General features: G+C 73.3%; 6 protein-coding genes. 4 read left to right on the plus strand and 2 right to left on the minus strand.

Annotated elements, in window-relative coordinates:
• Window positions 1-99 precede the first annotated feature (99 nt).
• Window positions 100-1830, plus strand: coding sequence for a hypothetical protein (locus AMOR_RS21345; protein ID WP_248353875.1), 1731 nt, complete (start codon window positions 100-102; stop codon window positions 1828-1830).
• Window positions 1831-1858: 28 nt separating this feature from the next.
• Here the strand turns inward: AMOR_RS21345 and AMOR_RS21350 are convergent, their stop codons facing one another.
• Window positions 1859-3721, minus strand: a complete 1863-nt coding sequence (locus tag AMOR_RS21350) for a hypothetical protein (protein ID WP_248353877.1) — start codon at window positions 3719-3721, stop codon at window positions 1859-1861.
• Window positions 3722-3819: 98 nt separating this feature from the next.
• Entirely contained in the window at window positions 3820-7530 is a 3711-nt protein-coding gene (locus AMOR_RS29685) for a hypothetical protein (RefSeq protein ID WP_263009827.1), read from the minus strand.
• A gap of 352 nt (window positions 7531-7882) precedes the next feature.
• Between AMOR_RS29685 and AMOR_RS21360 the strand changes: the two genes are divergently transcribed.
• The 3 genes from AMOR_RS21360 to AMOR_RS21370 all read left to right on the plus strand — a co-directional run bounded on the left by AMOR_RS21360 (window position 7883) and on the right by AMOR_RS21370 (window position 12693).
• On the plus strand, window positions 7883-9613 hold the full coding sequence (locus AMOR_RS21360; protein WP_248353879.1) for a fibronectin type III domain-containing protein: 1731 nt from the start codon (window positions 7883-7885) through the stop codon (window positions 9611-9613).
• A gap of 540 nt (window positions 9614-10153) precedes the next feature.
• On the plus strand, window positions 10154-11206 hold the full coding sequence (locus tag AMOR_RS21365) for an NHL repeat-containing protein (RefSeq protein ID WP_248353881.1): 1053 nt from the start codon (window positions 10154-10156) through the stop codon (window positions 11204-11206).
• Window positions 11207-11298: 92 nt separating this feature from the next.
• Window positions 11299-12693 carry a cytochrome C gene (locus AMOR_RS21370; RefSeq protein ID WP_318653821.1) on the plus strand — a complete coding sequence of 465 codons (1395 nt, stop codon included), beginning with the start codon at window positions 11299-11301 and terminating at the stop codon, window positions 12691-12693.
• Window positions 12694-12724 lie beyond the last annotated feature (31 nt).

Below are 12724 nucleotides of genomic sequence, written 5' to 3' on the forward strand. Positions count from 1 at the left end.
CGGCGGCGCCCGCGACGGGCTCCGGGCGTCGAGGGGCATCGTTCGACCACCAACCGTGCGGCCGTGCACGGACCCTGGGCGTGTGCGAAGATGCGTCGCATGCAACCGCGGTTGGTGCGCGAGCGCTGGGCGTCGCTCGTCCCGGCGGCCCTGGTCGCCGCGTCCTTCGCCACCGGCGCGGCGCTCAGCTGGCGCCGCCTCGGGAGCCTCGTCACCGACACCGGCCGGGAGCTCGAGCTCCCGCGGCGCCTCCTCGACGGCGACGTCCTGTACCGGGACGTCCGGTACTTCTGGGGGCCGCTCGCGCCGCTGGTGAACGCCGCGCTGTACCGGGTCTTCGGCGTCTCCGTCGACACGCTCATGTGGACGGGCCTCGCCGTCGCGGCCGCGATGACGGCCTGCCTCTTCCTGCTGGCGCGCCCGTACCTCGGGCGGTGGGCGGCGGCGGCGATCGCGATCGCGTTCGTCTTCGCGTCCGCGTTCCCGAACGTGGAGGCGGTCGGCGTCTTCAACTTCGTCCTGCCGTTCAACTGCTCCGCGACCTACGGGATCACGGCGGCGGCGTGGAGCCTGCTCCTGCTCGACCGCCACCTGCGCTCCGGCCGGCTCGCGACGCTCGCGGCGTCCGTCTCGCTCGCCGTCCTCGCGTCGTTCTCCAAGTCCGAGGTGATCCTCCCCGTCGCGCTCGTCCACCTCGCCTTCGTCGTCGCGGTGCGGCCGCTCGGCCGGGCGCGGTGGCTCGTCTACGGCGCGGGCGCCGGGGTCGTGGCCGGCGGGTACGCCGCCCTGTACGCGATCGTCGGGCCGGAGCTCTGGTACGAGAACCTGGCGCTGCTCGCGAACCCGAAGTCGACCTACTACATCCGCCTCACGATGGGGCTCGATGGTCTCGGAGCGTCGCTCCTGGACGTCGCAGCCGCAGCGCTGGTCCTCGGCGGGGCCGTCGCGCTGGCGATCGCCGCTTCTCGCGCGCTCGCGCGCGGGTCAGAGTGGAGGGGGATCCGCAAGGGCGCGCCGCTCGCCGTCGGCGCGGTCACGCTCGCCGTCTTCGCGCGCGCGCGCCCCGAGCTCTCGATGCGCGCTTTGCCGGTCGTCCTCGGCGCAGGCGTGGTGGTGGCGATCCGGCGCGCCCTGCGGGCACGCTCGAGGCCTTCGCCCGAGGCGCTCGGCGCGATCCTGGTGCTGCTGTTCGGCCTCGCCTGCCTGCCCCGGATCGCGCTGCGCGTCGGGCCGACGGGCTACGGGTTCTACCTGCTTCCGGTGGCGCTGGTCGGGCTCGGCCTGGTCGTCCAGGGCCTCGCGCGCGCGGCCGGCGACACGCCGATGGCGCGCGACGTCCTCGGCGGCGCGTTCGCGGGCATGGTGCTCGGCCTCGGCGTCGCGTCCTTGCTCGCCTCGTGGCCGCTCTACCGGGAGCCTCGCATCCCGGTCGACACGCCGCGGGGGCGCATGCTGCTCCGCGACACCTGGAACTCGGAGGCGAGCGTGCTCCAGGCGCTGATGCGGCTCCCGCCGAGCACGCGGGTCATGGCGCTCCCCGACGGCGCCGGGCTCGTGTTCGCGAGCGGTGTCGCCGATTCCGGGGATCCGATCCTGACCTACGCTCCGATGGCGCTCCCAGACGCGGCGGCGGAGGGACGCACCCTCGCGGCCTGGGACCGCGACCCGCCGGACGTCGTCGTCTGGCAGAACCGGGACACGCGCGAGCTGTTCGGCTTCCGCGGCTTCGGCGTCGACTACGCGACGCACCTGCGCGAGTGGCTCGAGTCGCGCTACGTCCCGCTGAACTCCCCGTCCGACCCGTTCGTGCTCCTGCGGCGAGCGCGGTAGGCCACCGAGCCCACCGGCCCCGCGGATGTCACCGCGGCCCCGCGGCCTCCCGGGCCGGAGCGATGCGGCGGTACAGGTAGACGCCGCCGGCGTTCGCGGCCACGGGGGTCCACGACGCGCGGTCGAGCGCCACCGGCTCGCGCGGGAGGTCCCATCCCTCGAACGAGAACGGCTCGAAGTACACGAGGCAGGGCCAGGCGTCCGCCCCGAAGACGTGGCGGACCGCGATGCCGCGCTGCATCGCCTGCCAGGTGAGCGGGTAGTCGAACCCCGACTCGCCCATGAACAGCCCCACCCGGTCGCACCGCGTCGCGGTCGCGACGTCGAGGACGGTGAGCTGCGCGTCGCGTGCGATCGTGCTGTTCCGGTAGTAGTCCGCGAACGCCGGCTCGCTGCGCCCCTCGAGCGGCGGCCGGAGCGGGTTCCGCATCGCGACCACGACGGCGTACGGCAGCGCCAGCCCGACGAGCGCGCCCACGAGCCCGAGGGCGACGCCGCCGCGCGCCGCCCGCGGCGCCGCGGCGGCGAGGAAGACCGGCGCGAGCGCGAAGAGCGGGAGCTGGAGCCGCGCGAGGTATGCGTTGTCCCGCAGCGTCACGTGGAACGCGATCCACGCCGCGGCGACCGCGACGACGGCCCACTGCCCGCGGCGAGGGACCCGGGACCAGCGCGCGAGCAGCGCGAGCGCCGCGACGAGGAGCGCGGCGGCCTGCACGGGGTTGCCGGCGTAGTCCTCGTGCGGCGCGGACGGCCCCCACCCGGCGACGAGCGGCTCCCCATGACCCACCCCGCCGTCGCTCGCGGCGACGCCCGGAACCGGCAGGTGGTGCGCCAGGCCACGGAGGACGTTCACGGCGCGGTCGCTCCACTCGCCGGCGACCGGGTACTGCGGGACCACCAGCGCAAGGCGGCCCGCCGTCTCGCGCCTCGCCAGCTCCGGGGCGACGAGGACGAGCGCGGCGAGCGCGCCGACGGCCAGCCCCGGAAGCAGCGAGCGCAAGGCGCCGGCGGCCCGGCGCCACTGCCGGACGGCGGCGAGGACCAGGAGCGGCGCCGCGACGACCAGCGCGCTCGCCTTCACGAGGAGCGCCGCCGAGCACGCGAGCGCGAGGAGCACGACGTCGCCCGTCGCGTGCCGGCGCCGGATCGGCTTCGCGGCCGCGCCCACGATCCCGATGCAGAGGGCGGCGGCGACCAGGTCGTTCTGGGTCGAGCTCGCCTGCAGCACGGCGGCGGGGAGGGCGGCGACGGCGGGAGCCGCCCAGGGAGCGACGCGCCGGGGCGCTCCCGCGAGCCGGGCCAGGACCGGCGCGGACGCGACCACGACCACGTACGCGAGCGTCTGGAGGAGCGCCGCGAGCCGGTCGGATCCGGAGAGCACCTGCAGCGCGAGGAGGACGTACTCCGCCCCGGGCATCATCACGTTCTGCCGGAGGGACCCCGACGGATACGCGGCGACGTCGCGGTCCTGGAGCCAGTGGGCGACGCGCGCGAGGTGGTACGTCATGCTGTCGCCGTTGTTCGGCGCGTACCGGACCGCGCTCGCGATCGCGAGGGCGAGGAGCGGCAGCACGAGGAGCGTCGCGAGCGCAGCGGGCCGTCGCGGCGTCCTGGGTCGTCCCCCGCGCTGCCGCGCCGCCACAGTCCCCGCCACGCCGATCCCGAGGAGGTGCGCAACGAGCACGCCCGGGCGCGTCACCGCCTCCGCGAGCGACAGCGCGTTCATCACCACGGCCTCGAAGCAGACCAGGGCCGCGACGGCCAGCGCCGCCGCGATCGCCGCCGGGAACCTCCGCGCGCCCCGGATGATCAGGAACGCGAGCCCGTAGGCGCCGGAGACGCACAGCAGCGCGAGCGCCAACCACGCGGGACCCGTCGAGATGACCGTCAAGGCGTTCCCCTTCGTCGCGATCGGCGAGCGACGTGATCAGTCCGAGCGGCTCGAGACGACGAGCGCCCGCCGCGGACGTGAGCGCGCGAGCGACGACGTCACGGCGTGAACGTCCCGGTGAGCGTGCTCGCCCAGGCGCTCGCGCCGCCGGACCGGATCGGCTGCGTGGCGAACGGATCCGAGGCGCTCGCGGAGGCGGTGATCCGCGCGTAGTACACGCTGCCGGAGGAGAGGACGCCCGGCGGGAGCTGGACCTGGGTCGCGCCCGTCACGAAGCTCGCGACGAGGCTGCTCGAGGACGCGCTGCCGGAGGCCGAGAGCTGGAAGATCTCGAGGAGGTAGTGCGTCGGGGTCCCGGTGGCCGGAGCCGTCCACGCCACGACGGGCGCGGACCCGACCGGCGTGGGCGTGGAGACGGAGGACAGGGCGGAGCTGCCGACGAGCGGCGACTGGACCGGGGTGAGCGTCGGCGCGATGGGGCCGGCGGCGAGCGTCGCCATCGCCTCGCGGCGGCCGACGGACGCGACGGCGTCGACGGGGGTGGTCGCGCCGGGGGCGACGTAGCTCGTCGTCGCCGTGAAGCCGACCTCGCGCCACTCGTTCCAGGTCGCGTCCAGGACGTGGCCGTAGGCCGGCGGCGCCGGGAACGTGACGCTCGTCTGGCCCGATCCGCCCGGGACCTCCATCCGGAGCAGGGTGGGGAAGCGGCCGGCGCGCGACGCCGGCGCGGGGAACGTGAGCGGGTGCGCGCTCGCGCCGACTGCGAGGGTGTGGCCGGTCGCGGTCGCCGCGGGCGGCCCCATGGCCGGGAGGAGCGCCTCGAAGGCGCCGACGTTCCAGTCGACGTCCAGGGTGCCCGTGGACGCCGGGGGCGCGAGGGCCGCCGGGATGGTCGCCGGGGTCCCGCTGGCCAGCGTCAGCCCCTGCGCCGTCGCGACCGCGGCGGCGGAGAGGTAGGAGGGGAGGGACCCGCTCGCGGGCGTGGTGTGGAGCTGGAAGATCGCCAGCGTGTCGCCGGCCGCGAGGAGGTGCAGCGGACCACCCGCCGCGCTCGTGAGCCAGTCCTCGACCGGCGCCGCCGCGACCGCGCCGTCGCCCACGGTCGCCACGGGCACCGAGTCCCACACGTCGGCGTTGGACGAGACGAGCTGCACCTCGTCGCCGGCGGTCCAGGGCTCGAGCCCCGTCATGTCGACGGTCACCGGCGTCGACGCCGTCGGATCTGCGGCGTCGGACCGGCCGAGCACGTCGTAGCCGAGGTCGACCGTCGTCGAGCTGGTCGCCACCACGCGCGAGACGCCGTCCGCGCCGTGGAGCGCGAGGAGGTAGCTGCCCGCCGGGACGTTCGGGATGGAGAAGGAGCCGTCGGCGGCGAAGGTGCCGGGATAGGCGATCCACCCGCCCGTGCCGTCGGGGGCGAGCGCCTGGACGGAGGCGGTCGCGACGTCGGGGGCGGGGGCGGGGACGCCGGCGCCCGCGTCGGGCCAGAAGGTCACGTCGCGCGTGCCCGTGACCGTGCTGCTCGCGACGCAGGTGCCCGCGTTGCAGGACTCGCCGGCGCCGCAGGACGCGCCGTTCGCGAGCGCCGTGCCGGTGTCGGTGCAGGTCTGGGTGCCGGTGCTGCAGGAGGTCACGCCGTCGTGGCACGCGTTCGTCGGCGTGCAGGCAACGTTCGCGGTGCAGGCGGTGCAGGCGCCGGCGTTGCAGACCTGGTTCGTCCCGCACGACGTGCCGTTCGCGACGGCCGTTCCCGTGTCGGTGCAGGTCTGAGTGCCGGTGGAGCAGGAGGTGAGGCCGGTGTCGCACGGGTTCGTCGGCGTGCAGGCGACGTTGGCCGTGCAGGCGGTGCAGGCGCCCGCGTTGCAGACCTGGTTCGTCCCGCACGACGTGCCGTTCGCGACGGGCGTCCCGGTGTCGGCGCAGGTCTGCGTACCGGTGGAGCAGGAGGTGAGGCCGGCGTCGCACTTGTTCGCGGGCGTGCAGGCGACGTTCGCGGTGCAGGCGTTGCAGGCGCCGGCGTTGCAGACCTGGTTCGTGCCGCAGGAGGTCCCGTTCGCGAGCGGCGTCCCCGTGTCGACGCAGGTCTGCGCGCCGGTGGAGCACGACGTCACGCCGGCGTCGCAAGGATTCGCGGGGGTGCAGGCGACGTTCGCCGTGCAGGCGCTGCACGCGCCGGCGTTGCAGACCTGGTTGGTGCCGCACGACGTCCCGTTCGCGACCGGCGTCCCGGTGTCGAGGCAGACCTGCGTGCCGGTGGAGCAGGAGGTGACGCCGGTGTCGCAGGCGTTCGCCGGCGTGCAGGCCACGCCCGCGGTGCAGGCGCTGCAGACGCCGGCGTTGCAGACCTCGTTCGTGCCGCAGGTGGTGCCGTTCGCCAGCGGCGTTCCGGTGTCGAGGCAGACCTGCGTGCCGGTGGAGCAGGAGGTGACGCCGGCGTCGCAGGCGTTCGCGGGCGTGCAGGCGGCGTTGGCGGTGCAGGCGTTGCAGACGCCCGTGTTGCAGACCATGTCGGTGCCGCACGACGTCCCGTTCGCGACGGGAGTGCCCGTGTCGACGCAGGTCGAGGTGCCAGTCGAGCAGGAGGTGAGGCCGGTGTCGCAGGCGTTCGCGGGGGTGCACGCCACGTTGGCGGTGCAGGCGGTGCAGGTGCCCGCGTTGCACACCATGTCGGTGCCGCACGTGGTGCCGCTCGCGACGGGCGTGCCGGTGTCGACGCAGACGGCGCTGCCGGTCGTGCACGAGTAGACGCCCGTGTCGCACACGTTCGCCGGCGTGCAGGGCGTCCCGCAGACGGAAGACTGGAAGTCCCACGTCGCCCTGACGGTCCCCTTGGTGCCGCAGTCGATCGTGTAGCTCCCCTGCGCGCGCTGCGGCCCGACGATGGGCGTCCCGTCGTACTGCCGCGAGCAGCCGATCAGGTTGATGCCCGCCGTGTCGAACTGGGTGGAGATGATGTTGGGGGACGTCTGGCCGCCGACGGCGGTGCAGGTGAGATCCCAGTACGCGTTGATGCCCCACTCGAGCTCGCCGGGGCTCTTGATCATCTCCGCGAGCTGGACCGGCAGCGTGAAGGCGGCCGAGCCCGACGGCGCGCAGGTCGACGTGCCGAAGGGGATCTGCGACGGAGCCGTGATGGTGCCGGGCACGAGGTAGAAGGACTCGTACCCGTTCTCGCCCGCGTAGTTGAGCGTCGCGGACCCGGACGCCGTGAAGGGCAGGGCGAGGCTCTGCGTGAGCGTGAACGTGCCGACGAGATCGCGGTCCGAGGGGCTCGTGACGAGGGTCCAGTCGCTGAAGTGCGGCGTCGTCACGGTCACCGTGCCCGCGGCACGGTCTCGGACGGCGCCGGCGGGGCGGACCCAGTAGCCGGACCCGGCGTCCTGGTACGCGATGGCGAGGTCGTCCAGGTCGTGGGCGCTGACGTCCGCCTTGAAGGTGATCGACACCGGCTTCGCGAACTTGGTGCCGTCCGGCCCGAGGCGGTAGGCGCCGCCGATCGAGCCGGGCGCGTAGTTCACGATCTCCTGGATCGTGAAGTCCTGCGGGGCGGAGATCGCGCCGGGCGGGATCGTGATCTCGAGGAGGCCGTCCGGCGTGGCGAGCTCGCCGCCCGCGGCGTCGATGTGGGCGCTCACCGGGACGCCGATGGGGGCACCGACCGGCGTCGGCGTCGGGCGGGTCGTCGGGGTGGTCCCCGACGACGACGAGGCGCGCGGGCCACCGCCGCAGGCGGCGAGCGCCGCCGCGAGCGCGCACGGCACGAGGAACGGCACGGCGCGGCGACGAGCGACGATCATGTCGAGGGACACCCGAGCCTCCGAGGCTCTTGCATGGACTGCGCCGTGTGCGCCGGCTCCGCACCGTCGCGGAGCTTCGCGCTGCGCCTCGGCGGAGTCGTTTCCTGGGGTTGGAGCGCGAAGCGCCCTCGTCCCCCGCGCTCGCGCTTTGAGGTCAAACGGGAACCGGCCACGTGGGACTTGGCAGCCCCCTCGGCGTTGAGGAATAGTGCTTTCCACTCTGAGAGCAAGCGGTCGCTGACGCGGCGCACACGTCCGGTTCCCGGCGTCACGAGGCGGGAACGCAGGGTCGCCGCTGATTCTTCCGTCGAGACGGTCCCCGCGCGCGAGGGGGCGCCGCGTGTCGACGCGCTGGAGGGGAAGCATGAGATCGATCGGAGCAGTGGCGGTGGTGTGCGCGGTGGTCGCCCTGTCGGCGTGCGGCCGGCAGGGAACGACCGATTCGGCGGTCGACCCGAACGCCTTCGCGGCGGCGGACGGCCCCGTGCGCCAGGTGGAGGCCGCGGCGACGGCGCCCGCGTGCGGCGGGACCGGAGCCCATGACCGCCACGCGGCGACGAGCATCGTCTGCGCGTCGTGCCATCCCTGCGGAGGCACCTACGGTTTTGCGAACGCGCAGACTTTTCCGGGCGGGACCGACCCGAGCACCGGGACCGTGGTCCGCGGGGGCGGCACGACGAGCTGCACCGTCGCGTGCCATTACCCGCTCGGCGCCTCGCAGCAGACCGTGACCTGGAGCACGCCCGGCCCGCTGGCGTGCTCGGCGTGCCATTCGAACGTCGCCCCGGCGAACCAGACCTACCGGTCCGCACACGCCGTCGCGCAGGTCGATCCGACGGCGAACCGATCCGCCTGCCAGAGCTGCCACGAAACATCCCTGCACACCTCGGGGCACGTCCGCATCGACGTCGGCTCCGGGATCGTCGATGCGTCGGTCACGGATCCGGTGCAGCTGAACGGGATCTGCCAGGGGTGCCACGGGGGCACGGGCCGGACCATCTCCGGCCAGACGCCGCCGGTCCTCCCGGGCTGGACGAGCTCGACCGGCGACTTCCACGGCGCGCGCGCCGGGACCGGCTTCGGAGGCACGCTCGCGGCGCCATATAAGGTGGGGCAGGGGCCGCTCGCGTGCACCGAGTGCCACGACCCGCACGCGAGCCAGAACGCGTTCCTCTTCGCCTCGACGGCCGGCGGCGTCCCGGTCGTCCCCGCGGCCATCGATCGCGCCGGCGTCGGCGCCGAGATGCTGTGCGCCAACTGCCACCTCGGCAACCGCCACGCGGGCTGCATGATCTCGAACTGCCACGGGTCGGATCCGGTGCCCGCCGGCAAGCCGTGCTTCTTCTGCCACGGCCACGAGGGCATCGTGAACTTCACGCTGCCGACGTGGGACAACCACCCCAACGGCAACGGGAACTACTGCAACCACTGCCACACCGCGGGCTGGTTCCCCGTCGTCGAGTACACGGCGCCCCGGTTCTCGACCGGGCCGACGGTGGTGGCCGCCGCGACGAGCGCCACGGTCACCTGGACCACCGACGAGCCCGCGACCTCCTACGTCGAGATGGGGACCTCGAGCGCCGCGCTCGGCACCACCGTCGGGAACGGGACGCTGACCACCACGCATCAGGTCACGCTGCCCGGCCTGACCCAGCTCACGACGTACGCGTTCCGCGTGCGCTCGTCGGATGCCTTCCGGAACGTGGCGTTCTCCTCCCTCGCCTCGTTCACGACGCCGTCCGCGTATGCGCCCCCGGCTCCGGCGCTCACGCCCCAGCCCGACTTCATCTACGAGTATGGAGCGACCCCGCCGCCGGCGTCGTACACCGCCACCTTCCAGTGGAGCGCCGTCAGGGCGCCCGACGGGCATCCGGTGCAGTACCGGTTCCAGCTCGCGACGGACGCGTCGTTCTCCGCGCCGATGGTCGACGCCTGGATCAGCCCGACGACGGTCCAGCAGGCGTTCCCGGTGAACGAGTTCCCCGGCGCGACCTACTACTGGCGCGTGCAGGCCCGGGACGCGGTCGACACCGGCTACGCCGGGCCCTGGACGCAGGCCGACGGGTTCCAGGTGTACTGGTACATGCCGTACTGACGTGAGTCGTCGCCGTGGGCGGGCCGAGCGCGTCGCGCCGCCCGCCCACGGCCGCTGCCGGCTCGCCGCTGCCCTCGGTCGAGGGCGAAGGCTGGACCCCCCCCCCCGCTCGGGTCACCCTCCGACGTCGCCCCGGGGCCTCCCGCGGAAGCGTTGGTTTACCAAGGATTACCGGGCAAGACCGGGATCCGGTGAACGTTCGTTTACAAACGAGCGCTCGCCTGCCCGGGCGCGCAAAGGGCGCCCGGCGGCGCGGTCTCGCGGCACGAATTGCGCGCACCCGTGAGTCGTCCAATGGGGGAGTGCGGAGCGGCTGGCGCACAGGCGAGACCGCGCTCAGACGCAAATGGCGTGAACAATTGTTTTTGTTGTCCGACACCAAACCGATTGTCCGGGTTGGGTGAGAACCTGGGTGCGTCAAATAACCCGAGGGCCCTCGGACCTGGGGGAAGACCCCCAGGTCCGCCGTGACCGATTATTGGAACACGTAGGAATCGGCCGGGATCGGGCTCGGCCCTGCGCTTGCACAACGGGTGCGGCGTGCAGCGTTCGCGACTCCCCCGCACCCTTCGGCTCCTCGGCTCGGCGCTCGCGACGCTGATCGCGATCGCGGCGCCGGCGAGCGCGGCGGCGAGGGAGCTCCGGGCGTCGTACCTCTTCAACCTCTCCGACGTGAACGGCGCGCTCTCGATGAGCTGGGCGGGCCTCACGTACGACGCGGCGGCCGGCGAGCTGTACGTCACCGATCGCGGCGCCGGCGAGGTGCGCGTCTTCCGGCAGAGCGGCATCGAGGTCCAGTCCTTCGGCGACAACGAGGAGCTCGGGACGGTGCTCGACGTCGCGGTCCGCGAGGACGGCCAGCTCCTCGTCCTGGCCCTTAAGGAGGGCCGGGGGGTGCTCGTCCGCTGCAACTACCGCGGGGAGCCGCTCGGGCCCGTCGCGCTGCAGGGCGTCCCGGAGGCGTTCGCGAAGGGCTTCGCCCCCGACGCCATCCGGTACGCGGGCGGGAAGCTCTACCTCGCGGACCGGAGCGCCGTGAAGGTCCTCGTGACGGACGGCGACGGCGTCACCCAGGCCGCTCACGACCTCCGCGCGCGCGTCACCAAGGGGGCGAAGAACCGGGACGACGTGCGGATGAGCGGGTTCGGCGTGTCGCCCTCCGGCGACCTCCTGTTCACCGTCGGCCCGATGTTCCGCGCGTTCGTGGTCTCGCCGGCCGGCGAGGTGCGCGGGTTCGGCGATCGCGGGAGCACGCCCGGCAAGTTCAACGTGGTGAGCGGCATCACCGCCGACGAGCGTGGGTACCTGTACCTCACCGACATGCTCCGCGCGGTCGTGATGGTGTTCGACCCCTCCTTCGAGTTCGTCGGTGAGTTCGGGTACCGCGGCTACGCGCCGGAGAACCTGATCGCCCCGATCGACGTGTCGGTGGGGAAGGGGCAGGTGTTCGTCGCGCAGGGGGCGATGCGCGGGGTTTCGGTGTTCCGGGTCGAGATCGTCGAGCCGGTCGCCGCGGGGGAAGAGGCTTCGGGTGCGACGGAGCAGGCCGCGCCCGCTGATGTCCGCAGTCGGGGCAGTCGTCGGACGATGTGAGCAGTCGCAGTTCGGGGAGTCGTATCGCGCAGCAAGGGCAGTGCAGCCGGTCCCGCGAAAAGGGCGCGGACCACACCGAGGTGGAGAAACAGATGAAGTTCATCAGACTCGCAGTCACGGCCGCGGCCGCGCTCAGCTTCTCCAGCGCGTACGCGTTCCACGATGGCGGCGTCGCGTACTGCGACGGGTGCCACTCGATGCACAACTCGTCGGGCAACAAGACCATGTCCGGCGGGCGCAACACGGCGCTCACGGGCTGGAACGCCGCGGGAAAGGCGTCGCTCACGCAGTTCCAGGGCAACGCGTACCTCCTGCAGGGCTCGGACAACTCCTCCACGTGCCTCAACTGTCACGCGGCGGCGGACACGAAGCCGAGCAGCTACCACGTCATGACGTTCCCCGCGCCGACCGGCACCGCGGCGCCGATGGAGCGGACCCCGGGCGGCGACTTCGCCTGGCTGACGATGACCTTCACGGGCACGGCCAGCTACGGCGGCACGGTGACGTCGAAGGGTGAGCGTCACGGCCACAACATCGTGGCGCAGGACTACGGCCTCCTCGCCGACACGACCCTCACCACCGCTCCGGGCGGCAGCTACCCCGCCGCGAACCTGAGCTGCGCCAGCTGCCACGATCCGCACAGCCGCGCGCGCGTCATCGACGCGGCCGGCACGATCGCCATGTCGAGCCTCGGCTCGAAGGTGCTCCCGATCGGCGGCCCCGGCTCCTACGGCGCGGCTGCGACCGTTGACGAGGCCGTCGGCGTGTACCGCCTCCTCGCCGGGTCCAACTACTCCCAGATGTCGGTGACGAACCCGCTGCCCTTCAACGCCAACCCGCCCGTCGCGGTCGCTCCGGCCACCTACAACCAGAGCGAGGCCACGAACGAGGTCCGCGTCGCCTACGGCGCCGGCATGTCCGAGTGGTGCGCGAACTGCCACCGGTCGATCCACAACTCGAACACCAACACCGCCAACACGGCCCTCATCCACCCGGCTGGCAACGGCGCGCTCCTGACCGCGACGGCGAACGACCTCGCCGGCAACGCCAACGGCACGACGATCGCCGCCATCTACAACCAGTACAAGATGTCGGGTGACCTCACCGGCGTGCAGACGACCTCCTACACCTCCCTCGTTCCGTACGAGGAGGGCACCACGACCATCGCGACCCTCGCCTCGCACGCCAGCAACACCGGCGCGTTCCTCGAGGGCCCGAAGGCCGGCACGGAGCAGGTGATGTGCCTCTCCTGCCACCGCGCCCACGCCGGCGGCTTCGACAACCTCTCCCGGTGGAACAACCGGGCCGAGTTCCTCACCCTCGGCGGCGCCTACCCTGGCACCGACGCGACGGGCGAGGGCGCCTACGGCCAGTACTCGATGGGCATGACGCAGGCGCAGCAGTCCGCTGCGTACTACGACCGCCCGGCGGCGAAGTTCGCCTTCGCGCAGCGGTCGCTCTGCAACAAGTGCCACGCGAAGGACTAGCGCGGCGCGCTCCGCTGTTGATCGGATAGTG

The sequence above is a fragment of the Anaeromyxobacter oryzae genome, from assembly GCF_023169945.1.
GTDB classification, from domain to species: domain Bacteria; phylum Myxococcota; class Myxococcia; order Myxococcales; family Anaeromyxobacteraceae; genus Anaeromyxobacter; species Anaeromyxobacter oryzae.

Excerpts from the sequence above, each read along its gene's own strand:
- AMOR_RS21345 (WP_248353875.1), top strand. The coding sequence starts at position 100 with ATGCAACCGCGGTTGGTGCGCGAGCGCTGGGCGTCGCTCGTCCCGGCG.
- AMOR_RS21360 (WP_248353879.1), top strand. The coding sequence starts at position 7,883 with ATGAGATCGATCGGAGCAGTGGCGGTGGTGTGCGCGGTGGTCGCCCTG.
- AMOR_RS21370 (WP_318653821.1), top strand. The coding sequence starts at position 11,299 with ATGAAGTTCATCAGACTCGCAGTCACGGCCGCGGCCGCGCTCAGCTTC.